The sequence below is a fragment of the Streptomyces longhuiensis genome (assembly GCF_020616555.1).
Taxonomy (GTDB): Bacteria; Actinomycetota; Actinomycetes; order Streptomycetales; family Streptomycetaceae; genus Streptomyces; species Streptomyces longhuiensis.
Window position 1 is genome coordinate 4,594,798 of sequence record NZ_CP085173.1, and the last position, 22,670, is coordinate 4,617,467.

Sequence of the window (22,670 nt, forward strand, 5' to 3'; positions counted from 1 at the left end):
GTTACCGCGGGGTGGTCACTGCACGTCGACGAAGTCGCTCGTGGCGGTCACGGCCGGGGTGGTGGAGGTGCCGGCGAAGCTGTAGCGCCAGTACCCGTCCGTGGCCGCCGTCACCGTGGTCTTCAGGCCGCCGGTCGAGGACGACGTCACCGTCTTGACGGTGGTGTAGCTGGCGGCGCCCTTCTTCTTGAACTGGAGCTTCACGGACTGCTTGGTGTAGCCCATGTACTTGCTGGTGTCCCAGTTGGCGCGGGTGAGCGAGCCGGTGACCGTGATGGTCTTGCCCTTCTTCACCGGCTCCGGGGCGGCGTTGGTGGTCAGCTTGGAGTAACGCTGCAGCGCAGGGGCGGTCAGGCCGTACTGCTCGGCCACGCCGACCTTGCTCGCGTCGAAGTCGGCGGCGTCCGGGTCCTGGCCGTTGAAGGCGATGGCGTAGCCCTCGGCCTTCCACTTGGCGCCGGCGTCGTCGTTGATCAGCTCCTCCTGCGGGTAGATGTCGAGCGTGCCCTTGCAGGTGGCGACGGTCGAGGAGACGACCGAGCAGGCAGGCCAGTTGTCGCCGATGAGGACGTTGTCCGGGGCGTCTATCGTGCCGCGGTAGATGTCCACGTCGAGCATGAAGTCGTCGGCGAAGATGTCGACATCGGCGCCGTGGGTCACGGTGTAGGTGACAGGGACAGTGACCTGCTTGGTGGTGCCGGCGACGATCGGCTTGCCGCCGTTGACGCTCACCTTGGAGAAGGACAGGTCGAGCTGATACGGCGTGGCGGTGTCGTCGGCGGCGCGGAGCGACTTCGCCTGCTGGCCCGACTTCTGGGCCGTCAGCTGCTGCACCAGGGCGCGGGCCTGCGCCGGGGTGGGCTGGTCCGCGGCCTGCGCGGCGGGCACGGCGAACGCGGTGAGAGCCAGGGCGCCGGAGACGGTCGCGGCGGCCACAGTGGCACGGATGCGCATGTGTTCCCCAAGTTGGAGAAGGGGTCCCGCGGTGCTGCTGCTGTCACGCGGGACCCAAGTGATCTAGGAGTCTGTTGACTCGGAAGATCAGACGAGCGATGCGGGCCTCTGGTTGTACGCGGGGTGAAGATTTTGTGACCGGTTTACGATCACAAAATTCCGCCTCAGTCGAACCAGCGGTCCCGGGCCAACTCCGCTGTGCGGGAAGGGTCCTCCAGCAGGGCCGCGACCTCGAAGCGGCGCGGCCACTGGCCCGCCGCCCACGCCAGGCCCGCCGCCACGCCCTCCAGGGTCGAGGCGTGGACCGTGCCGTCGGACGTGCGCCGCCAGTCGACCTCCACCCCGGCGACGAACAGCTCCTCGTGCTCGACGTACGTCTGCGGGGTCGCCGGTCCGAGCAGGGTCCGTACGGACTCCGGCACCGGATGTTCGGCGCCCTCCTGTGTGACCTCGGCGTCCGCGGTCGCGCTCAGCCGTCGCACCTGGAACAGGTCCGCCAGGTCCGCGGCCCGCCCCGGACTCACCGGCAGCAGGGCCAGCCCTCCGGCCAGGGGCAGCAGATCGGGCGCGTCCGCGACGACGGCGTCGGCCGCGTCCACGACCCTGACCTCTCCGTCCACCACGGCCCGCAGCTCGTCGGGCAGGGTCACCTGCTCCGGGTCCAGGTCGGCCAGCGCCCCGTACAGGCCGTGGAGTTGGGCCGCGCCGACCTCGCGCTCCGGGTCGGCGAGCCGGTCGAGGAGCTCGGCCGCGCCGCCGGGCTCGTCGAGGAGCGCGGCGACGGAGGTGCGTACGCCGAGCGCGCGCAGCACCTGCTCGTCCTCGAACCCGGTCGCGTCCGCCGGGTCGTAGAGCCCGGCGAGCAGCGGGTCGCCGCCCGCCGCGCGCAGGCCGGCCGGCCGGCGGCCGTCGAGGACGGGGTGGTCGCGCAGCCACCAGGCCGTGTACGGGCGGACGATCTCGTGCGTGCCGTCGGGCAGCAGGACCCGTACGGGCTGGGTGAGGGCGTCGCGCAGCGGCGGGCGGGAGAGCAGGGCGAGGGCCTGGGGCCAGCGGTCGTCGTCGACGAGGTCCAGGTCGCGCACGGCGACGAGTTCGGTGGCGACGGGCGGCACGGGGGTGTCGGGCAGCCGGTCGAGTACGTCCTCGCACCACACGTCGACGGCGTCGAGCAGGCCCGCGTCGTCCGGCTCCGCGAAGTCGCTGTCGCGCGGGTCGAGTTCGTCCGGGTCGAGGACCACGTCGGCGGCGCGGACCAGGGCGAACCCGGCGAGGACGCCGCACGCGGCGAGGGGCTGTTCGCCCCACCGCTCGGCGAGGTCGCCGTCCACCATGGCGAGTTCGCCCTCGCGGACGACCTGCGCGAACGGGCTTCCGGGCAGCAGGAGTTCACCGGCGGGCGCCAGCTCACCCTCGTCGTCGGGCAGCGCGAGCGCGCCCAGCCACGGCTCGTCCCCGGGCTCCAGGTTCGCGTCCCGTACGAGGGTGAGGACCAGCTCGGCGAGCTCGTCCACGCCGACCGGGCCGTCGTCGTCGAGGGACCAGGCGTCGTCGTCCAGCGAACCGGCGACGGCCGCCCGCACCTGAGGCGTCGTCAGGACGGCTCGGGGCGTCGCGGGCAGCGCGCCCAGCTTCTCGAGCAGGGGGTGCGCGGCGTCCACGTGGGCGACCTTGAGGCCGAGCCGGGCGAGCGTCTCACCCGGTGTCGCGTCCGGCATGGGCAGCAGCACCTGCCGCGGCCCGATCGTCGTACGCCCTCCCGCCAGCGGCACCGGGAGCCCGGTGAGCCGGTCCGGGTCGACGCCCGCGAGGCTGTCGTACAGGCGCCGCCACCAGCCCGGCTCCTTCTCCAGACCGGCGAGCCGGTCGACCGCCTCCGTCAGCGGGACCCGGGCGACCTCCAGGGTCCGCAGCTCGACGCGGCGTTCGAGTCCGGCGGGCAGCAGGCTCGGCAGGACCTCGGCGAGGACCTGCACGGTCTCGGCGCCGGCGCCCTCGACGACCTCGGCCTCGCGCGGCCGCAGCGTCTCGGGCAGTCCGTCGGCGTCGTCCTTCGTGCGCGGCAGCGCGGGCGGCAGGAACGCGGTGCGCGGCAGCCGGGCCAGGATCGCCCCGCGCAGGCTGCCGTCCAGCTCGCCCCGGCCGAGCGGGCCCGGCACCAGGCCGAGGACGGCGGTGCTCACCGGGCGCCATCCGGCGAGGAGTTCGGCGTAGGCGTCGGCGGCGCGCTCCACCAGGAAGTCGGTGAGCGGTCCCGGGGCGGCGTGCCGCCGGGTCGTGTCGAGGGGGAACGAGGCGATGAGCAGCGCGGGCACGCCGAGCGGCTCGTCGCTGGGGGTCGGCGCGTGGAGCACGGGCGCGCTGCGGGGCGGCTCGGGGGCGCCGTCCGCGTCCACCGGCACGGCCCAGGTCACGGACCAGTGCGGGCGGAGGCGCTCTTCGAGGGGCCGGTCGGCGAGGAGCGCGGCTTCGAGCGGGCCGTTGCGGACGAGGACACGCCAGCGGGTCGTGACGCTCTCGCGCCCGCCGGACGCGGCGTCCTCGCGCACGTCGTCCACCGCCACGTACGGCCCGTCGGTCCTGCGGCGCAGGATGCGCGTCCCCGACTCGGTCTCCACGACGACCTCGTCGAGACCGGGCAGGGCGAGGAGGAGGGAGTCGTCGATGGCGTCGATGAGCCGCGCCGCGAGCGCCTGTGCCGCGGCGTCGCGCAGCGGCAGGATCACGACGGTCTCGTACGGGTCCGGGGCCGAGCCCTCCGCGGCGAACGGGAGCCTGAGCAACGGCACATGGCCGTCCCGGCGGCGCAGTTCGTCGCCGAGGCCGGGGCTGTGCCGCGCCGTGTCGGCGGCGAGGCCGCGCGCCTCGGCGAGCGACCAGCGCACCCCGCCCGTGCGGCCGACGACCGCGGGCTCGTCGGTCACGGCGAGGACGGCGGCGAACCCGACGCCGAACCGGCCCACCGCGCCGGCGCCCTGCTCGCGCTTGGCGGAGGCACGCAGCGTGGACAGCGACTCGACACCGGCGGCGTCCAGCGGCGCGCCGGTGTTCGCGGCGACGAGCACTCCGTCGCGCAGGGTCAGGGAGAAGCGACCACCTGAGGTGCCACCTGCGCGGGCGGCCGCGTCGGCGGCGTTCTGGGCGAGCTCGACGACGAGGCGGTCGCGGTAGCCGCCGAGGGCGAGGTCCTCCTCGGCGTTGGCGTCCTCACGGAAGCGGGCCGGGCTGCCCGCCCAGGCATCGAGAACCCCACGCCGCAGGCGGGCCGTCCCGAACGGGTCCATCCCCTCGGCTGCCGGGCGCACGATCTTGCTCACGCTCACGGTGTGGTCTCCCTCTGCCGTTCACCCAGGCCAACCCTGGCGACGCAGACGCTACCGCGCGGGCGGAAAGAGAACTGCGAGGGCTACGAGTGCCCCAGGTCCTCCGTACCGTCCGGGGCGCTCGGGACCGAGCCCGAGTCCGCCGCGGGGCGGAGCGGGAACGGGTCCACGCGTGTCTCGTCGATCACCGGCGGGGCCGGGCGCGGGGGCTTCGGCATGACGGCCGCCTCGGAGTGGCCGCCGCAGCCGTACGAGAGGGAGACGACCCGGCCGTCCGCCGGGGAGAACTCGTTGCCGCAGACACCGAAGGCCTGGCCGAGCGAGCCGCCGATCGGGGCGAGGAATCCGCAGGACACGCAGGTGGCGGGCGCCGCCTGAGCCATCTGTGTCTTCGCCCCGTACGCCTCGTCCCAGCGGTCGGCCGCGATGTGGAGGCCGTATCGGGACAGGACCCGGGCGCGTCGCATGCCGAGCTCCTCGGCGACCGACGCGATGGAGCCGCGCTCGGGCGCGACGGGCAGTTCCGCGGGCGGTCCCACCGTCAGCTCGGCGTCCTCCGCCTCGACGAGTTCGGCCATCTCATGGGACACCACGGAGTTCGGCGGCGGGGCGTCCTCACCCGAATAGCCGGGCTCGAGCCGAAGATCCTCGGCGTCGGTCGGGAGCAGGTCCCCGGGGCCCATGTCGCCGGGCCGCAGACGCTCGCTCCACGGCACCCACTCGGGGGCGAGGAGCGCGTCGGGTCCGGGCAGCAGAACCGTCTCGTCGAGGGTGACGACCTTGGCGCGCGAGGCCCGCGCGACCGTCACGGCCCACCGCCAGCCGCGGTAGCCGAACTCCTTGCACTCGAAGAGGTGCGTGACGACCCGGTCGCCCTCGACGACCACGTCGACGTGCTCGCCCACGACTCCTGGCGCGGCGGCTTCCTCGGCCGCGGTCCGCGCGAGGCCTACCGCCTCGGCGCACAGACGGTCAGGGGTGCGGCTTCGCGTTGTCGCTGCGCTCACAGGTATCGCTTCTCTCCTACGCCGTCTCACGAGTGCGCCACCCTTGCGCGGGGGTACGGACGGAGCGGACCAGGGGGCCGCGTCGACGTCCGCGCCCGAACGTCCTCGGGCGCACCTACGTCACCCATTCTGCGGGATGACCGAGAGGCGCGCGGCCGAGCACAGCTGCCGCAGGCGCGTTACGCACGCTACCTTCTCCCGGCCCGTGCGCCCACACCGACGTACAAGTAGCTGTGTCCTGCACCACGTGGCGGGGCGGTTCCGGGGGGCCGCGGCGGCGACCCGCTCCGCCGATATCGGCACTAGTCACCACCTTCCGGGGGCACTATGGCTGAGTGACTTCCGCGAGGTCGTCGTCGCGCGCAGCAGGCGGATCGGGCCCGGTACGCAGGGCGGTCCGCGGGTTTGGGCGCGCCCTGCACCTGCCGTTCACCGGCACGGCGCGCGGGATCCGCAAAGCGACCCACGCGCACGGCGCGGGCGAGTCGGGTCTGGGAAAACTGATCGAACTGCACGCGGTGAACGGCGCCGGCGACGTCATGATCACCATCGCGCTCGCGTCCACGGTGTTCTTCTCCGTGCCGACGGACGAGGCGCGCGGGCGCGTCGCCCTGTACCTCGGCATCACGATGGCGCCCTTCACCCTCCTCGCGCCCGTCGTCGGGCCGCTCCTGGACCGGCTGCCGCACGGGCGGCGCGCCGCGATGGCCGCTTCGATGCTGGCGCGGGCGCTGCTCGCGATCGTGCTGTCCGGGGCGGTGATCAGCGGCGGCGTGCAGCTGTACCCGGCGGCGCTGGGCGTCCTGGTGGCGTCCAAGGCGTACGGCGTGGTCCGCAGCGCCGTCGTGCCGCGCCTGCTGCCACCCCGCTTCTCCCTGGTCAAGGCCAATTCCCGAGTGACGCTGGGCGGGCTCCTGGCCACCGGTGTGGCCGCGCCGGTCGGCGCCGGGCTCCAGATGCTCGGGCCGCGCTGGCCCCTCTACGGCGCCTTCGTGATCTTCATTTCGGGGATGGTCCTGTCCTTTCAGCTGCCGCACAAGGTGGACTCCGCGAAGGGCGAGGGGAGGGCCCTCCTCGCGGCCGACGAGCGGCATCTGCACGGCCCGCACAAGGAGACGACCAAGCAGAAGCGCCCCGGTCTGCGCACGGTCGGCCCGGCCGTGACGCACGCGCTGTTCGTCAACGCCTCGCAGCGCTGCCTCTCCGGCTTCCTGATCTTCTTCCTGGCGTTCCTGCTGCGCGAGCACCCCATGCCGGGGCAGAGCGCCGCCGTGTCGCTCAGCATCGTCGGCATCTCGGCGGGCGCGGGCAACGCGCTGGGCACGGCCGTCGGGGCGTGGCTCAAATCACGGGCGCCGGAGATCATCATCGTGACGGTGGTGGCGGCGGTCCTGGGCGTGGCGATCACGGCCACGCTGTTCTTCAGCGCTGCCCTCACGGCGTGTCTGGCGGCCGTCGCCGGGTTCGCGCAGGCCCTCTCCAAGCTGTCCCTGGACGCCCTGATCCAGCGCGACGTCCCGGAAGAGGTCCGCAACTCCGCGTTCGCCCGCTCCGAGACCCTCCTCCAGATGGCGTGGGTCCTCGGCGGCGCCATCGGCATCGCACTGCCCCTGAACGGAGCACTGGGCCTCGGCGTCGCCGCGGCGATCGTCGGAACGGGCTGGCTGACGACCGTACGGGGCCTGCTGGCCGCCGCGCGCCACGGCGGCCAGGCACGCAGCCGCGTGGCGTGAGGGACGGCCGGGAGAGCGGGAGATCCACCACGGATGGCGTGAGCATGCGGCACGCCGTACCCGCATGGCGAGTGTGTGCGGGCCGCCAGATAGCCTGCCCGCATGACCTCCCTGCGTTTCACCGTGCGCAACCGCCGCACCGTGGCAGCCGCCGGCGCCGTCGCTGCCGGGCTGCTCGTCCTCTCGGCCTGCGACAAGCCGACGCCGCTGGCGACCATCACGGTCGGCCGCTCCACGGTGACGTCGGAAGCCGCCTGCTACAACGACGGCAAGGCGCTCGACGCCTCCGCGCTGAAGGACTGCCTCAAGAACAAGGACATCAAGTCCATCAAGGTCGACCCCGACGCGACGGTCCGCTTCGGCGTCGACCCGAAGATCGCGGAGAAGGGCTGGACCCTGCTGATGAACGGTCAGCCGCTGACCGACGCCAGCAAGAAGACCTATCGCACCGTCCCGGGCAGCGTGTTCTTCAACCAGCAGTACGGCGCCACGGGCACCTCCACGACGGTCTCCATCGTCGAGGGCAGCGGCTCGAACGCGACCGGCCTGTGGTCGTTCAAGCTCAAGAAGGACGCCTGACGGAGCGCGGGCGGGTCCTGATCGCCACCGCCGTCCCCGCGGAGCGGGACGCGGTGGCCAGGGGCCTGTCCGGGGCGGGCGTCGCGCACCCTGCCGTCGATGTCGTCGCGGTGGGCGTCGGGCCCGCCGCCGCGGCGGCCGGTACCGCCACCGCCCTCACCACCGCCGCCCTGTCGGGGCGGCCGTACCGCCTGGTCGTCTCCGCCGGGATCGGCGGCGGATTCCAGCCGGACGCGCCCATCGGCTCCGTCGTCGTCGCCGACGCGCTGACCGCCGCCGACCTGGGCGCCGAGACCCCCGACGGCTTCCTGCCCGTCACCGAACTCGGCTTCGGCACGGTCACGCACCTCCCGCCGCCCTCCCTCGTACGGGAGGTCGCCACGGCCACCGGCGCGCTCACCGGCACCGTCCTGACCGTCTCCACCGTGACCGGCACCGCGGCCCGCGCCGCCGAGCTGCTGGACCGTCACCCCGGCGCCGCCGCCGAGGCGATGGAGGGTTTCGGGGTCGCCGAGGCGGCCGCCGCGCACGGCGTGCCCGTCCTGGAGATCCGCGCGGTCTCCAACGCCGTCGGCCCCCGCGACCGCGCGGCCTGGCGCATCGGTGACGCGCTCGCGGCGCTCACCGAGGCGTTCGGGAAGTCCGTGCCCGTACTGGAGAGTTGGAACCGCACATGACGCACCCCGAAGATCTCAGGATCGCCTTCTCGCCCTGCCCGAACGACACGTTCGTCTTCGACGCGTGGGCCCACGGCCGCGTCCCCGGGGCGCCCGCCCTCGACGTGACCTTCGCCGACATCGACATCACGAACGGCGTCGCCGAACGCCGTTCCCCCGAATTCGACGTGCTGAAGGTGTCGTACGCCGTCCTGCCGTACGTCCTCGACGACTACGCGCTGCTGCCCTGCGGCGGCGCGCTGGGCCGGGGCTGCGGCCCGCTCGTGCTCACGCGTGAGGCGGGCGTCGACCTGACCGGGAAGACGGTCGCCGTCCCCAGCGAGAAGTCGACGGCGTACCTGCTGTTCCGCCTGTGGACCGCGGACGTCGTGCCCGGCGGGGTCGGCGAGGTCGTCGTCATGCCGTTCGACGAGATCATGCCCGCCGTGCGGGACGGCAAGGTCGACGCCGGACTCGTCATCCACGAGGCCCGCTTCACGTACCAGAACTACGGACTGCACTCCCTCGCCGACATGGGCGAGCACTGGGAGAACACGACCGGGCTGCCCATCCCGCTCGGCGCGATCATCGCGAAGCGGAGCCTGGGCGAGGACCGGCTGCGCGGACTCGCCGAGGCGGTCCGCACCTCGGTGCGCATGGCCTGGGACGACCCGGAGGCCTCCCGCCCCTACGTCCAGGAACACGCCCAGGAGATGGACCCGTCGGTGGCGGACCAGCACATCGGCCTGTATGTCAACGAGTTCACGGCCGACCTGGGCGAGAACGGCTACGCGGCGATCCGCGGCCTCCTGACGCGCGCCGCGGCCGAGGGGATCGTGCCCGCCCTCGGCCCGGGCGCCCTGTCGTTCCCCTGAACCCAGCGGCCGGACGGAGTCCGGCACAGCCGCCCGAAGCCCGCGAAGCGGCGCGAGGGCGGCAGAGAAGGGGAGAAGAAGGGCCGCGGCGATCCGCGGCCCCAGACGCGCGCCGCGGCCGAGGGGGTCGTTCCCGGCCTCGGCCCGGGCGCGCTCGCGTTCCCGTAGGGGCGGTCAGACGTCCAGTTGGTCGGCCACCGCTCGCAGCAGGCCCGCGATCTTCGCGCCGGAGGCCTTGTCCGGGTAGCGGCCCTTCTCCAGCATCGGCGTGATGTTCTCGAGGAGCGTCGTCAAGTCCTGGACGATCGATGCCAGTTCGTCCGGCTTGCGGCGCTGCGCCGCGGCCACGGACGGGGTCGGATCGAGGATGGTCACGGAGAGCGCCTGGTCGCCGCGCTGTCCCGCGACGACGCCGAACTCGACACGCTGGCCCGGCTTGAGAGCGTCCACGCCGGCCGGGAGTACGGAGGAATGCACGAAGACGTCGCCGCCGTCGTCGCGGGAGAGAAAGCCGAAGCCCTTCTCGCTGTTGAACCACTTGACCTTGCCGGTAGGCACGTGAAGTCCTCGTCCTCGTACTCGTCATGCCGTCTCGTGCGATGAAGAACGGCGCTGGAAACGGCTCTGGATAGCACTGCAGCGGGCCGCCCGACCCGCCGGCACCAGGCTAATGGCCCAGGAGCCCGTGACAAGACGGCCCGAGGAACCCGGATTGTTCCTTCGCGCTGGGAACTACCCTGGTCGGGTGCGTGACAAAACCCAAGCGAATTCCGCCGGGCCCGGCGACGGCCTCGTCAAGGCCGGCGGCATCGTCTTCATCGTCGGAGCCGTGGCCACCCTGGCCACGATGGCCCCTCTGTTCCTCGGAACCGACCCGTTCCCGCCCGTCGCCTACGCGGTGTGCATGCTGATGGGTGTCGGCTTCCTGATCTCCGCGGCCGGAGTGCTGCGCGGGATCGCCGTGCAGCGCCGTCAGGCCCGCTCGGCGACGTAGCGCTCCAGCCAGGCGGGGAACTCCGTCAGATCCGCGAGCACGACGTCCGCGCCGGCCTCGCGCAGCTCCGCCGCGTCGCACGGCCCCGTCGTGACCGCCACGGACAGCGCGTCGGCGGTGCGGGCGCCGCGCACGTCGCCGGTGTGGTCACCGACGTACACGGACGCGCCGTACTCGCGCAGCGCCGTCGCCTTGCCCTCGGCCCACAGGTTGCCGATGACCTCGTCGGCGGCGATGTCCAGGTGTTCGAGGTGGAGCTTCGCGTTGGGCTCGTACTTCGCCGTGACGACGATCGCCCTGCCGCCCGCCGCGTGCACCGCGGCGACGGCCTCGTGCACGCCCGGCATCGCGTACGTCCCGGTGATGGCGTGCGCCGGGTAGAGCTCCCGGTACAGGTCGGCCAGCTCCGGGATCCGCTCCTCGGGGAACCAGTACGCGAGCTCCTGCTCCAGCGGCGGGCCGAGCCGGCTCACGATGAGATCGGCGTCGAGCTGCACGCCCGTACGGTCGGCGAGTTCCAGCCAGGTGTCCTTGATCCCCGGCCGTGAGTCGATCAGCGTCATGTCGAGGTCGAAGCCGACCGTCGGTCCCGCGGCTGATCCGTTCGCGCTCTCGTGTGCACCCATGAGGGCCATTGTGCCTGGGCGTACGATTACCGCTTAGCTAAGCCTTACCAACCTCGGATTGGTCCATGGGTCAGATCTCAGCCGCCCCCGCCGCGCGGCGACGCATCGTCTGGACGGCGGCCGCGCTCGTGGCCCTCGTTCTCGCGGTCCTGCTCAGCCTCGCCGTGGGCGCCCGCGCGATCGCCCCGTCCGCGGTCCTCGACGCGCTCGTGCACGGCGGCCACAGCGACGACGCCGAGGTCATCAGGGGCCTGCGGCTACCGCGCACGCTCGTCGGCCTGATGGTCGGCGCCGCGCTCGCCCTCGCCGGGACCGTCCTCCAGGGCATCACCCGCAACCCCATCGCCGACCCCGGGATCCTCGGCATCAGCCAGGGCGCGTCGGTCGGCGTCGTCCTCGCGATCGCCTTCGCCGGCATCCACACGCTCACCGGCTACGTCTGGTTCGCGTTCGCGGGCGCCGCGCTCGCCTCCGTCGCCGTCTACGCCATCGCCTCCAGCGGGCGCGGCGGCGCGACGCCGGTGAAACTCGCGCTCGGCGGCGCCGCGATCAACGCGCTCCTGGTCTCCGTCACCACGGCCGTCCTCACCACGAAGGCGTCCGCCATGGACGAGTTCAGGTTCTGGCAGGTGGGCTCACTGTCCGGCCGGGACGCCCACATCGTGGGCCAGGTCTGGCCGTTCCTCGTCGTCGGCGTGCTCCTCGTGCTGTCCGTCGCCCGGGGGCTCGACGCGCTCGCGCTCGGCGAGGACGTCGCCAAGGGGCTCGGCCAGCGGGTCGCGACCGTACGGATCGTCGGCGGCCTCGGAGCGACCGTCCTCACCGGCGTCGGAGTGGCCGCCGCGGGACCGATCGCCTTCATCGGCCTGGCCGTTCCGCACATAGCCCGGGCCGTCGTGGGCAGCGACCACCGCTGGGTCCTGCCGATGGCGGCCCTCATCGGCCCCGTCATGCTCCTCGTCTCCGACACCGTGGGCCGCGTCGTCTTCCCGCCGAGCGAAGTGCCCGCGGGCGTGATGACCGCGCTGATCGGCGTCCCGTTCCTCGTCACCCTGGTCCGGCGCAAGGCGGTCCCCGCATGAGTACGACCATCGCGCCCCGGGTCCGCCCCGCCGGGTACTCCGTCGTCCGCGCGGGACGCGCCGCGTTCCTCCTGCACCGCAGGGCCGCCGGCGTCGCGGTGTTCCTCGTGGTCCTTCTCGCGGCCGCCTGCCTCGCCTATCTCTGCGTCGGCGAGTCCTTCATCGCCCCCGCCGAGGTCCTCAAGGTCATCACCGGCCGGCCGTCCCCGGACGAACTCGTCGTCGGCACGCTGCGCGCCCCCCGCATGGTCGTCGGGCTCCTCGTCGGCGCCGCGTTCGGCGTCGCGGGCGCGCTCATCCAGACCGTCGCCCGCAACCCGCTGGCCTCCCCCGACATCATCGGCATCAGCCAGGGCGCGAGCGCGCTGACCGTCGGCGCCATGACGTTCGGCGTCACGTCGTACGCGGTCCTGCCCTACCTCTCCGTACTCGGCGGCCTCCTCGCGGCGCTCCTCGTGTACGCCTTCGCCTGGCGCGGCGGGCTGCACGCGACGCGCTTCGTCCTCATCGGCATCGGCTTCGCCATCGCGCTGCGGTCGGTGACGACGCTGTTCATGACGAAGGGCGACTACCTCGTCGCCCAGCAGGCCCAGATCTGGATGACGGGCTCCCTCAACGGCCGCGGCTGGGCGGAGGCCGCCCCGCTCGGCTGGACCCTCCTCGTCCTCGTCCCGTTCGTCGCGTGGGCCGCCCGCGCCCAGCGCACCGTCGCCATGGACGACGACACGGCGACCGCGCTCGGCGTGCGCCTCGGCCGCGTGCGCCTCGGCCTCGTACTCCTGGGCGTCGTCCTCGCGTCCGTCGCGACCGGCGCCGCGGGACCCGTCGACTTCGTCGCGCTCCTCGCCCCGCAGATCGCCCGCCGTGTGACCCGCACCGCCCAGATCCCGCTCCTGTGCTCGGCGCTCCTGGGCGCGTTCATCGTCGTCGTGGCCGACCTGCTGGCCCGGCGGCTGTTCTCCCCCACCGAACTCCCGGTGGGTGTCCTCACGGCCGCCGTCGGGGCGCCGTACCTGATCTGGCTCATCATCCGCAGCCGCACGGGAGGAAACCGGTGACCCGGCTCAGCACCAGCGCGCTCACCCTCGCCTACGAGGACCGCACCGTCGTCCACGACCTCGATCTCGCCGTCCCCGACGGCCGCGTCACCGTCATCGTCGGACCCAACGCCTGCGGCAAGTCGACCACGCTGCGCGCTCTCGGGCGGCTCCTCAAGCCGAGGAGCGGCTCCGTGCTCCTCGACGGCGAAGCCCTCACCAAGCTGCCCACCAAGAAGATCGCCCAGCAGATCGGGCTGCTGCCGCAGACACCCGTGGCGCCCGAGGCGATCACCGTCGCCGACCTCGTGGCCCGCGGCCGCCAGCCCCACCAGCACTGGTGGCAGCAGTGGTCCGACGCCGACGAGCGCGCCGTCACCGAGGCCATGGAACGCACCGATGTCGCGGCCCTCGCCGACCGCTCCGTCGACGAGCTCTCCGGCGGCCAGCGCCAGCGCGTGTGGATCGCCATGGCGCTCGCCCAGGAGACCGAACTGCTGCTCCTGGACGAGCCGACGACGTACCTCGACATCGCCCACCAGGTCGAAGTCCTCGACCTCGTACGTCAGTTGAACCACGACAAGGACCGCACCGTCGTCCTCGTCCTGCACGACCTCAACCAGGCGGCGCGCTACGCCGACCATCTCGTCGCCATGAAGTCCGGCCGCATCGTCGCCGAGGGCCCGCCCGCCGAGGTCGTCACGGCGGATCTCGTACGGGAGGTGTTCGGCCTGGACTGCGTGGTCGTCCCCGACCCGGTGACCGGATCCCCGCTGATCGTCCCCGGCGCGCCCTGGCAGGCGGGCGCGCGGTCCGGCGCCCCGTCCGACTCCCTTTCCCGAAAGGCAGCCTCATGACCCGCAGCGCCCGCCCCGCCCTGACCGCCGGTGCCCTGGTCCTGACCGGCGCCCTGGTTCTGACCGCCTGCGGCTCGTCCGACGGGGACTCCGGCTCCGACGCGGCCGCGTCGGCATCCCCGAAGACGCACACGGTCGGTACGGCGATGGGTGACGTGAAGGTGCCCGGACACCCCACCCGAGTCGTCGTCCTCGACACCGGCGAACTCGACTCCGCGCTCACGCTCGGTGTGAAGCCGGTCGGCGCGACCCACGCGGCGACGGAGGAGGGCTTCCCGTCCTACCTGCCCGCGAGCGAGGTGAAGGGCATCAAGGAGGTCGGCGAGATCGCCAACCCCGACATGGAGGCCGTCGCCGCCCTGCAGCCCGACCTCATCCTCACCAGCAAGGTCCGCGACGGCGCGCGCTACAAGCAGCTCAGCGCCATTGCCCCGACCGTGATGACGGAGTCCACCGGCACCGCCTGGAAGGAGAACTTCCAGGTCCACGCCGACGCGCTCGGCAGGAAGGCCGAGGCGAAGAAGGTCGTCGCCGACTACGACGCGCACATCGCGAAGGTGACCACCGCGATCGGCGGCAAGGAGAAGGCCGCCGCGACGGACATCAACTTCGTCCGCTTCGTCGAGGGCGCCGACATCCGCATCTACGGAAAGCAGAACTACATCGGCTCGATCCTCGGCGACCTCGGCGTGGGCCGCCCCGCCGTCACCGACAAGGCCAAGGACGGGTTCTCGTACGACGTGAGCCCCGAGAAGATCGACCTCGCCGACGCGGACGTCATCTTCACCTCGACCTACGGCGACCCGGGCAAGGCCAAGGCGACGGAGACGATGAGGAGCGGCCTGTGGAAGAACCTCGAGGCGTCCGAGGAGGGCAAGGTCTTCACGGTCGACGACAACCTGTGGATCGCGGGCATCGGCTACACCGCCGCGCACCAGATCCTCGACGAGTTCCAGAAGGACCTGACCGCGTGACAGGCCCTTGAGTCACGGCCGTTGCCGCTGCGATCTCCACACCACGAAGAGCGCGGAGGCGACGGCCGCAGCCCGCACCACCCACGGCCACGTCGTGCCGATCGCGTCGCTCATCCGCCCGTCCGCGATCGGCTCGCCCCAGCGCCCGGTGCTACGGCCCCACAGCCACACGAGCCCGGCGGTCACCGCAAGCCCCGGCAGCCACAGCACGGCCACCTTCGACTCGCCCTCGCTCAGCCGCCGCGACGCGTACGCGATGATCCAGCCGAGGCCCAGCGCGAACCAGTTGCCCATGACCGCGCCGGCGACCAGGAGGGCGGCGGCGAGCAGCAGGAGCGGGTTCGACCAGCCGGGCAGGGACGGGAGGCGGCGCCCTCCGGACACCTTCTCCGTGCCCTTCCCCGTTCCCGTCTCCGGCTCGTCGTCCGGGAGTTCCTCCTCCGTACCGGGCTCGGCCCTGCGCGCCCTGGGCAGTCGCGGGTCGTCCTTGCCCGGCGGCCTGAGTATCTCCGGGATCTCCACGCCACCCACGAACCCCGGCACGCTGTCCGCGACTCCGAACGGGCTGCTGTCCACCCGCCACCAGTCCGGCTCCGAGCCCGGCTCCCCCAGCTCGTCCGTCCCCGCCAGATGCGGCGGCGACGGCGCGTCCCGCGGCGTCCCGTCCTCCTGCGGCTCCGCGCGCGGGCCCGGCACGATCCGCCGAAGACCCTTCGGGCGCGGCTCCTTGGGCCGCTGCTCCTTCGACCGCTGCACGGGCACCGCCGCCCTCGGCGCCTCCGGCTGCGCCGAACCGCGGCCCGTGCCCGCGCCCGTGACCACCTCGTCCGGCGAGCCGAGACGTTCCAGGATCCGGCGCACCGCCGCCGGGCTGTCCACCGTCGTCTTCGCGCGCCGCGCCTCGATCTCGTTGCGCAGCTCCGACACCAGGCGCATCCGGGTGCCGGAGGGCAGCTGGCGCTGCTGGGCCAGGTCCCCGACGCGGCTCAGATAGTCGAAGACGAGCTGATCGCTCTCGATCCCCACGAAGTCCCCTCCGAGGTGGTGGTGTTGACGGTTCGTTCACCCGTTTTACGACGTTACCGTGCCCGGCCCGGCACCGGGGGCCTCTTCCGGGCCCAGCGGGGCCGCCGCCCGGCGGGCCGGTCAGGCGCTACCGTGGCCCGGATGAGCACTCACGAGCCGGACCGCGCCGCCGAGGACGGGAGCGGGGCGGGGAGTACGGCCCCCCGGTCCCTCGCCGAGGCGTTGCGCGCACGCGACGACGCCTCCCTCGGCGCACTCCTGCGCGCCCGCCCCGATCTGCTCAACCCCGTCCCGAGCGACCTCACCCAGCTGGCCACCCGCGCGGGCACCCGCGCCTCCGTGATCCGCGCGCTCGAACACCTGGACCGATTCACGCTCCAGACCGCGGAAGCGCTGGCCGTCGCCCCGGAACCCACCACGTACGGCACGCTCCTGGCCCTGCTCGCCGGCGACGAAGGGGACGACGCGGGCGTGGACGCCCGTACGGTCGCCGCGGCCCTGCCGCACGCCGTCGCCGCCCTGCGCGAACAGGCCCTGCTCTGGGGGCCCGACGACCGGCTCCGCCTCGTGCGCACCGCCCGTGAGCTGCTCGCCCCCGCGCCCCAGCGGCCCTCCCCCACGGGCCTCGGCCCGACGGTCGCCGAGGCCACCGCGGGCATGTCCCCGGGCCGCGTCCAGGAGATCGTGACGGCCGCGGGCCTCCCCTCCACACACGATCCGGTCTCCGCCGTCGCCTCACTGACCGCGCTCTTCACCGAGCGGCCCCGTATGTCGGCCCTCCTCGACGAAGCGCCCGCGGACGCCGTCGAGGTCCTCTCCCGGCTCGTCTGGGGCCCGCCCTACGGCCAGGTCACCGCCGAACCCGCCGCCCATCTGCGCTGGCTCCTCGACCGCGGCCTCCTGCTGCCCACGGCTCCCGGAACCGTCGTCCTGCCCCGCGAGGCGGCCCTCCATCTGCGTGGCGGACGCGCCCACCGCGCCCTGGAACCCGTGGCTCCCGCCGTCGATCCGGCCGCCACCCACCGGCCCGCCGTCGTGAACGCGACCGCCGCCGGGCAGGCCTACACCGCGCTCGCCACCGTCGAGGAGCTCCTCAAGGACTGGGACGAGGGCGGGCCCGCCGTCCTCCGGGCCGGCGGGCTCAGCGTGCGGGACCTCAAGCGCACCGCCGCCGCCCTCGACACCACCGAGCCCCTCGCCGCGTTCTGGGTCGAACTCGCCTACGCCGCCGGGCTCATCGCCTCCGACGGCGAGGCCGACGAGCAGTACGCCGCGACGCCCGCCTACGACGACTGGCTGGAGCAGCCCGCCGCCGAGCGCTGGGTCCGGCTCGTCGCCGCCTGGCTCCCCGCCACCCGCACGTCCGGCCTGGTCGGCGGGCGCGACGGCACCGCCGCCGTCTCCGCCGCCGGGCGCACCCTCTCCACGCTCGGGCCGCACCTCGACCGCTCCGCCGCTCCCGAGGTCCGCCGCCGCGTGCTCGCGCTCCTGTCCGAGCTCCCCGAGGGCGCCTCCCCGGACCCCGAGACCCTGCTCGCCCGGCTCCGCTGGGAGCGGCCCCTGCGCGGCGCCGCCACCTCCGCCGACGACGCCGGTGACCCCGACGACCTGCGCGCCCGCATCGCCCGGTGGACCCTCACGGAGGCGGAACTGCTCGGCGTCACCGGACGGGGTGCCCTGTCCGAGCACGGGCGGACGCTTCTCGACGGCGGGGGCGCGGCTGCCACTTCGGCGGAGGCGGCCGCTGTCGCTCTGCTCGCGCCGCTGCTGCCGGAGCCGCTGGACCATGTCCTGCTGCAGGCCGACCTGACCGCCGTCGCCCCCGGGCCCCTGGAACGGCCGCTCGCCGAGGCGCTCTCCGTCCTCGCCGACGTCGAGTCCAAGGGCGGGGCGACCGTCTACCGCTTCACGCCCGGGTCCGTACGGCGCGCCCTCGACTCCGGGCGCACTGCCTCCGACCTGCACGACTTCCTGAACACGCACTCCCGCACGCCCGTGCCGCAGCCCCTCGCGTACCTCATCGACGACGTGGCCCGTAAGCACGGGCATCTGCGCATCGGCGCCGCCTCCGCGTATGTGCGCTGCGACGACGACGTGCTCCTGGGCGAGATCCTCGCCGACAAGCGCTCGGCCGGCCTGCGTCTGCGGCGGCTCGCGCCGACCGTCCTCGCCGCGCAGGCCGATCCCGCGGCGCTCCTGGAGGGCCTGCGCCAGATGGGGTTCGCGCCCGCCGCGGAGAGTCCCGAGGGCGATGTGCTGATCACCCGCGCCCACGCCCACCGCACTCCGCCGCGCAGCGCCCCCGAGCCCGTCCCGGAGGGGCCGCCGGTTCCGGACGGCACGCTCCTGACCGCCGCCGTGCGCGCGATCCGCGCGGGTGACCTCGCCTCCACGACCCCGCGCAAGCATGCGCCGGGCGAGCAGAGCGGGGCGCTTCCCCGCACCAGCGCGGCGGACACGCTGGCCACGATGCAGGCGGCCGTCCTGACCGGTGAGGCCGTGTGGATCGGCTATGTGAACGCGGAGGGCTCCGCCAGCCAGCGCGTCATCGCCCCGATCCGGGTGGAGGGCGGGTTCGTCACCGCGTACGACCACACCGCGGACGAGGTCCGGACGTATCCGCTGCACCGGGTGACCGGGGTGGCCGAGCTGGAGGCCGAGGCCTGACGCCGGGGTCCGTGTCCCCACGTCCCGTCGGCGACCGACCGTACGCGGTTCGTACGCGCCATGCGGCACACTGGACGTTTGGCCCCGCGCGTCGCGGAGCGCGGTGGAAGGGATACATGTGAACGGACCGCTCATCGTCCAGAGTGACAAGACGCTGCTCCTGGAGGTCGACCACGACCAGGCCGACGCATGCCGTCGCGCCATCGCGCCCTTCGCCGAGCTGGAGCGCGCCCCGGAGCACATCCACACCTACCGGCTGACGCCGCTGGGGCTGTGGAACGCGCGGGCCGCCGGCCACGACGCCGAGCAGGTCGTGGACGCCCTCGTCGAGTACAGCCGCTACCCCGTCCCGCACGCGCTCCTGGTCGACATCGCCGAGACCATGGACCGGTACGGGCGTCTCACGCTGTCCAAGCACCCGGCGCACGGCCTCGTCCTGACCACCACGGACCGGCCGGTCCTCGAGGAGATCCTCCGTTCCAAGCGCGTGGCCCCGCTGGTCGGCGCCCGCATCGACGCCGACACCGTCGCCGTGCACCCCTCGGAGCGCGGCCAGATCAAGCAGACGCTCCTCAAGCTGGGCTGGCCCGCCGAGGACCTCGCCGGTTACGTGGACGGCGAGGCGCACCAGATCGACCTCGCGGAGGACGGCTGGGCGCTGCGCCCGTACCAGAAGCAGGCCGTCGAGGGCTTCTGGCACGGCGGGTCCGGCGTGGTCGTGCTGCCCTGTGGCGCCGGCAAGACGCTCGTGGGCGCCGGCGCGATGGCCGAGGCCAAGGCGACGACGCTCATCCTCGTCACCAACACGGTCTCGGCCCGGCAGTGGAAGCACGAGCTGGTCAAGCGGACGAGCCTGACCGAGGACGAGATCGGCGAGTACAGCGGGACGAAGAAGGAGATCCGGCCCGTCACCATCGCCACGTATCAGGTGCTGACCACGAAGCGGAAGGGCATCTATCCGCATCTGGAGCTCTTCGACTCCCGCGACTGGGGGCTCGTGATCTACGACGAGGTGCATCTGCTCCCCGCGCCCGTCTTCAAGTTCACCGCCGACCTCCAGGCCCGGCGGCGCCTCGGCCTCACCGCGACGCTGGTGCGTGAGGACGGACGCGAGTCGGACGTCTTCTCGCTGATCGGGCCCAAGCGCTTCGACGCTCCGTGGAAGGAGATCGAGGCCCAGGGCTACATCGCCCCCGCCGACTGTGTCGAGGTGCGCGTCAATCTCACCGACAGCGAGCGGCTCGCCTACGCGACCGCGGAGGCCGAGGAGAAGTACCGCTTCTGCGCCACGACGGCGACCAAGCGGAAGGTGACGGAGGCCCTCGTGCGTAAGCACCAGGGCGAGCAGACCCTCGTCATCGGGCAGTACATCGACCAGCTCGACGAGCTCGGCGAGCATCTGGACGCCCCCGTCATCAAGGGCGAGACCAGCAACGCCCAGCGCGAGAAGCTCTTCGACGCGTTCCGCAACGGCGAGATCTCCGTCCTCGTCGTGTCCAAGGTCGCCAACTTCTCCATCGACCTGCCCGAGGCCACGGTCGCGATCCAGGTGTCCGGCACCTTCGGGTCCCGGCAGGAGGAGGCCCAGCGCCTCGGCCGGGTCCTGCGTCCGAAGGCCGACGGGCACGAGGCCCGCTTCTACTCCGTCGTCGCCCGCGACACCATCGACCAGGACTTCGCGGCCCACCGCCAGCGCTTCCTCGCCGAGCAGGGCTACGCGTACCGCATCATCGACGCCGACGAACTCCTCGCGGGCGGGCAGGGAAGCTGAACGGTCACGTGAGCAGGGCCCGTCCACCGTGTGTGGACGGGCCCTGCTCGCTCGCTCCTACGACTGCGGCCTGAAGTTCCTCAGCCGCAGGCTGTTGCCCACGACGAACACCGAGGAGAACGCCATCGCCGCGCCCGCGATCATCGGGTTCAGCAGGCCCGCCGCGGCCAGCGGCAGCGCGCCGACGTTGTAGGCGAACGCCCAGAACAGGTTGGTGCGGATGGTCCCCAGCGTCCGCCGGGACAGGCGGATCGCGTCGGCCGCCGCCCTCAGGTCGCCGCGGACCAGCGTCAGGTCGCCGGCCTCGATCGCCGCGTCCGTTCCCGTGCCCATCGCGAGTCCCAGGTCGGCCTGCGCCAGGGCCGCCGCGTCGTTGACGCCGTCGCCGACCATGGCCACGGAACGCCCTTCGCCCTGAAGCCTCTTGACGACGTCGACCTTGTCCTGCGGCATGACCTCCGCGATCACCTCGTCGATGCCCACCTCGGCGGCCACCGAGCGTGCCACGGCTTCGTTGTCGCCGGTGAGGAGGATGGGCGTCAGGCCCAGGTCCCGCAGTCGCCGTACCGCCTCCGCGCTGGTCTCCTTCACCGCGTCCGCGACTTCGAGGACGGCCCTGGCCTCCCCGTCCCAGGCCACCGCGACGGCCGTACGCCCCGCCGCCTCGGCCTCCGCCCTCGCCCTTTCCAGCTCCACGGGCAGCCGGATCTCCCACTCGCCCAGCAGCTTGACGCGGCCGACGAGTACGGCGCGGCCGTCCACGATGCCCTGCACGCCGAGGCCGGGAAGGTTGGCGAAGTCCTCGACGACGCCGAGCTCGCCCACCTTCTCGCGGGCCCCGTCGGCGATCGCCTGCGCGATCGGGTGCTCCGAGGAGTGCTCCAACGCCCCCGCGAAACGCAGGACTTCACCCATGTCCGTGCCGTCGGCCACGTGCGTGGCGAGCAGCGTCATCCGGCCGGTCGTGACCGTTCCGGTCTTGTCCAGGACGATCGTGTCGACCGCCCGCGTGGTCTCCAGGACCTCCGGGCCCTTGATGAGGATGCCGAGCTGCGCGCCGCGCCCCGTGCCGACCATCAGCGCCGTCGGTGTGGCGAGGCCCAGGGCGCAGGGGCAGGCGATGATGAGGACGGCCACGGCCGCGGTGAAGGCGGCGGTGATCCCGGCGCCGTTGCCGAGCCAGAACCCGAGCGTGGCCAGCGCGAGCCCGATGACGACCGGCACGAACACGGCGGAGATCCTGTCGGCGAGGCGCTGCGCCGCCGCCTTTCCGTTCTGCGCGTCCTCCACGAGGCGTGCCATACGGGCGAGTTGGGTGTCGGCGCCGACGCGGGTGGCCTCGACGACGAGGCGTCCGCCGACGTTCAGTGTCGCGCCGGTGACGGCGTCCCCGACAGCGACCTCCACGGGCACGGACTCGCCGGTCAGCATGGAGGCGTCCACGGCGGACGCGCCCTCGACCACGGCCCCGTCGGTGGCGATCTTCTCGCCGGGCCGTACGAGGAACCGGTCGCCGACCTTCAACTCGCCGACGGGGACGGTCCCTTCACGTCCGCCCACGCGCACCAGCGTGACGTTCTTGGCGCCGAGTTCGAGCAGCGCCTTGAGTGCCGCGCCGGCCTTCCGCTTGGACCTGGCCTCGAAGTAGCGCCCGGCCAGGATGAAGGCGGTGACTCCGGCGGCGGCCTCCAGGTAGATGTTCCCGGCGCCGTCGCTGCGGGCGATGGTCAGCTCGAAGGCGTGCGTCATGCCGGGCGTGCCGGCGGTTCCGAGGAAGAGCGCCCACACCGACCAGAGGAACGCGGCCGACGTGCCGACGGAGATGAGGGTGTCCATGGTCGCGGCGCCGTGCCGCGCGTTGGTGACGGCGGCCTTGTGGAAGGGCCAGGCCGCGTACGTCACGACGGGCGCCGTCAGCGTGAGGGACAGCCACTGCCAGTACTCGAACTGGAGGGCGGGGATCATCGCCATCGCCACCACCGGCACGGCGAGCACGACGGCGGTGACCAGTCGCTGCCGGAGCGGCGCGAGCGGGTCGGCCGACGCGTCCGACTCCGCTCCCTCCGTCTTCTCCTCGACGGTCCGGGGCGGCTCCTGGGCCGTGTACCCGGTGGCCTCGACCGTGGCGATCAGATCGGCCACCGCCACCCCGTCGGCGAAGGTGACCTTCGCCTTCTCCGTGGCGTAGTTGACGGTCGCCTCCACGCCGTCCATCCGGTTCAGCTTCTTCTCGATCCGGGCGGCGCACGAGGCACAGGTCATGCCGCCGATGGCGAGTTCCACCTCTGCCGCCTGGGCGGCAAAGGGCGCGGTGGCGGCTTGATGCACCGACATGAGGCCTCCTCGATCGCTCTCTGCTCCGGTACCCGGGGCGGGTATCGCTCACGAGATCCAATCTATACCCATGGGGGGTATCTGGCGCAAGCGTTCACGCCGCTTGACTTCATACCCCCTGGGGGTATGGTCGAGCTATCAGCCACCAGACATCGACACCGTCCGCACACCAGGA

18 protein-coding genes are annotated in these 22,670 nt (G+C 73.0%); 11 read left to right on the forward strand and 7 right to left on the reverse strand.

All coding sequences use genetic code 11. From position 1 onward, the window contains the following. Window positions 1-15 precede the first annotated feature (15 nt). The 3 genes from LGI35_RS21245 to LGI35_RS21255 all read right to left on the reverse strand — a co-directional run bounded on the left by LGI35_RS21245 (window position 16) and on the right by LGI35_RS21255 (window position 5,284). Entirely contained in the window at window positions 16-954 is a 939-nt protein-coding gene (locus LGI35_RS21245) for a hypothetical protein (RefSeq protein WP_227295461.1), read from the reverse strand. Window positions 955-1,118: 164 nt separating this feature from the next. After that, window positions 1,119-4,271, reverse strand: a complete 3,153-nt coding sequence (locus LGI35_RS21250; RefSeq protein ID WP_227300421.1) for a sacsin N-terminal ATP-binding-like domain-containing protein — start codon at window positions 4,269-4,271, stop codon at window positions 1,119-1,121. A gap of 89 nt (window positions 4,272-4,360) precedes the next feature. Next, complete coding sequence (locus tag LGI35_RS21255; RefSeq protein ID WP_227295463.1) at window positions 4,361-5,284, reverse strand: DUF3027 domain-containing protein; 924 nt, start codon at window positions 5,282-5,284, stop codon at window positions 4,361-4,363. Between the two features lie 335 nt (window positions 5,285-5,619). On the opposite strand from LGI35_RS21255, the gene LGI35_RS21260 reads away from it, so the two are divergent. From LGI35_RS21260 to LGI35_RS21275, 4 genes are all read left to right on the forward strand, one after another. Next, entirely contained in the window at window positions 5,620-7,017 is a 1,398-nt protein-coding gene (locus tag LGI35_RS21260) for an MFS transporter (protein ID WP_227295465.1), read from the forward strand. 102 nt (window positions 7,018-7,119) lie between these two features. Next, a complete protein-coding gene (locus LGI35_RS21265; RefSeq protein ID WP_227295467.1) occupies window positions 7,120-7,596 on the forward strand; it encodes a DUF2771 domain-containing protein in 477 nt (158 codons plus the stop codon). Further along, complete coding sequence (locus LGI35_RS21270) at window positions 7,566-8,273, forward strand: futalosine hydrolase (RefSeq protein WP_227295468.1); 708 nt, start codon at window positions 7,566-7,568, stop codon at window positions 8,271-8,273. The genes LGI35_RS21265 and LGI35_RS21270 overlap by 31 nt, the downstream gene beginning before the upstream one ends. Continuing rightward, complete coding sequence (locus tag LGI35_RS21275; RefSeq protein ID WP_227295470.1) at window positions 8,270-9,127, forward strand: 1,4-dihydroxy-6-naphtoate synthase; 858 nt, start codon at window positions 8,270-8,272, stop codon at window positions 9,125-9,127. Before LGI35_RS21270 ends, LGI35_RS21275 begins: the two co-directional genes overlap by 4 nt. A 174-nt stretch (window positions 9,128-9,301) precedes the next feature. On the opposite strand, the gene LGI35_RS46290 is transcribed toward LGI35_RS21275, so the two are convergent. Then, window positions 9,302-9,685 (reverse strand): cold-shock protein, encoded by a 384-nt coding sequence (locus LGI35_RS46290; protein WP_116512381.1) that lies wholly within the window; start codon window positions 9,683-9,685, stop codon window positions 9,302-9,304. A gap of 154 nt (window positions 9,686-9,839) precedes the next feature. On the opposite strand from LGI35_RS46290, the gene LGI35_RS21285 reads away from it, so the two are divergent. Further along, window positions 9,840-10,121, forward strand: a complete 282-nt coding sequence (locus LGI35_RS21285; RefSeq protein ID WP_376223070.1) for a hypothetical protein — start codon at window positions 9,840-9,842, stop codon at window positions 10,119-10,121. On the opposite strand, the gene LGI35_RS21290 is transcribed toward LGI35_RS21285, so the two are convergent. Further along, complete coding sequence (locus LGI35_RS21290) at window positions 10,100-10,747, reverse strand: HAD family hydrolase (protein ID WP_227295472.1); 648 nt, start codon at window positions 10,745-10,747, stop codon at window positions 10,100-10,102. The genes LGI35_RS21285 and LGI35_RS21290 overlap by 22 nt on opposite strands. Window positions 10,748-10,812: 65 nt before the next feature. Here LGI35_RS21290 and LGI35_RS21295 point away from each other — a divergent pair, with 65 nt between their 5' ends. The 4 genes from LGI35_RS21295 to LGI35_RS21310 are packed head-to-tail and all read left to right on the forward strand — an operon-like array spanning window position 10,813 to window position 14,697. Beyond that, on the forward strand, window positions 10,813-11,829 hold the full coding sequence (locus tag LGI35_RS21295) for a FecCD family ABC transporter permease (protein ID WP_227295475.1): 1,017 nt from the start codon (window positions 10,813-10,815) through the stop codon (window positions 11,827-11,829). After that, complete coding sequence (locus LGI35_RS21300) at window positions 11,826-12,887, forward strand: FecCD family ABC transporter permease (protein ID WP_227295477.1); 1,062 nt, start codon at window positions 11,826-11,828, stop codon at window positions 12,885-12,887. The genes LGI35_RS21295 and LGI35_RS21300 overlap by 4 nt, the downstream gene beginning before the upstream one ends. Next, on the forward strand, window positions 12,884-13,723 hold the full coding sequence (locus tag LGI35_RS21305) for an ABC transporter ATP-binding protein (RefSeq protein WP_227295479.1): 840 nt from the start codon (window positions 12,884-12,886) through the stop codon (window positions 13,721-13,723). Before LGI35_RS21300 ends, LGI35_RS21305 begins: the two co-directional genes overlap by 4 nt. Continuing rightward, complete coding sequence (locus LGI35_RS21310; RefSeq protein ID WP_227295481.1) at window positions 13,720-14,697, forward strand: ABC transporter substrate-binding protein; 978 nt, start codon at window positions 13,720-13,722, stop codon at window positions 14,695-14,697. Before LGI35_RS21305 ends, LGI35_RS21310 begins: the two co-directional genes overlap by 4 nt. Before the next feature lie 12 nt (window positions 14,698-14,709). Here LGI35_RS21310 and LGI35_RS21315 read toward each other — a convergent pair whose 3' ends face one another. Beyond that, the gene (locus tag LGI35_RS21315; protein WP_227295483.1) at window positions 14,710-15,723 is read right to left on the reverse strand and encodes a hypothetical protein; all 1,014 of its coding nucleotides are present in this window, start codon (window positions 15,721-15,723) and stop codon (window positions 14,710-14,712) included. A gap of 141 nt (window positions 15,724-15,864) precedes the next feature. Here LGI35_RS21315 and LGI35_RS21320 point away from each other — a divergent pair, with 141 nt between their 5' ends. Both LGI35_RS21320 and LGI35_RS21325 read left to right on the forward strand, forming a co-directional pair. Next, window positions 15,865-18,390 (forward strand): helicase C-terminal domain-containing protein, encoded by a 2,526-nt coding sequence (locus LGI35_RS21320; RefSeq protein WP_227295485.1) that lies wholly within the window; start codon window positions 15,865-15,867, stop codon window positions 18,388-18,390. Window positions 18,391-18,508: 118 nt separating this feature from the next. Next, window positions 18,509-20,161 carry a DNA repair helicase XPB gene (locus tag LGI35_RS21325; protein WP_227295487.1) on the forward strand — a complete coding sequence of 551 codons (1,653 nt, stop codon included), beginning with the start codon at window positions 18,509-18,511 and terminating at the stop codon, window positions 20,159-20,161. Between the two features lie 57 nt (window positions 20,162-20,218). Here LGI35_RS21325 and LGI35_RS21330 read toward each other — a convergent pair whose 3' ends face one another. Continuing rightward, window positions 20,219-22,495, reverse strand: coding sequence for a heavy metal translocating P-type ATPase (locus tag LGI35_RS21330; RefSeq protein WP_227295489.1), 2,277 nt, complete (start codon window positions 22,493-22,495; stop codon window positions 20,219-20,221). Window positions 22,496-22,670 lie beyond the last annotated feature (175 nt).

Bases quoted from the DNA above. Each gene is read 5' to 3' on its own strand.
- LGI35_RS21245 (WP_227295461.1), bottom strand. From the start codon at position 954: ATGCGCATCCGTGCCACTGTGGCCGCCGCGACCGTCTCCGGCGCCCTG.
- LGI35_RS21265 (WP_227295467.1), top strand. From the start codon at position 7,120: ATGACCTCCCTGCGTTTCACCGTGCGCAACCGCCGCACCGTGGCAGCC.
- LGI35_RS21275 (WP_227295470.1), top strand. From the start codon at position 8,270: ATGACGCACCCCGAAGATCTCAGGATCGCCTTCTCGCCCTGCCCGAAC.
- LGI35_RS21290 (WP_227295472.1), bottom strand. From the start codon at position 10,747: ATGGGTGCACACGAGAGCGCGAACGGATCAGCCGCGGGACCGACGGTC.
- LGI35_RS21295 (WP_227295475.1), top strand. From the start codon at position 10,813: ATGGGTCAGATCTCAGCCGCCCCCGCCGCGCGGCGACGCATCGTCTGG.
- LGI35_RS21300 (WP_227295477.1), top strand. From the start codon at position 11,826: ATGAGTACGACCATCGCGCCCCGGGTCCGCCCCGCCGGGTACTCCGTC.
- LGI35_RS21310 (WP_227295481.1), top strand. From the start codon at position 13,720: ATGACCCGCAGCGCCCGCCCCGCCCTGACCGCCGGTGCCCTGGTCCTG.
- LGI35_RS21320 (WP_227295485.1), top strand. From the start codon at position 15,865: ATGAGCACTCACGAGCCGGACCGCGCCGCCGAGGACGGGAGCGGGGCG.
- LGI35_RS21330 (WP_227295489.1), bottom strand. From the start codon at position 22,495: ATGTCGGTGCATCAAGCCGCCACCGCGCCCTTTGCCGCCCAGGCGGCA.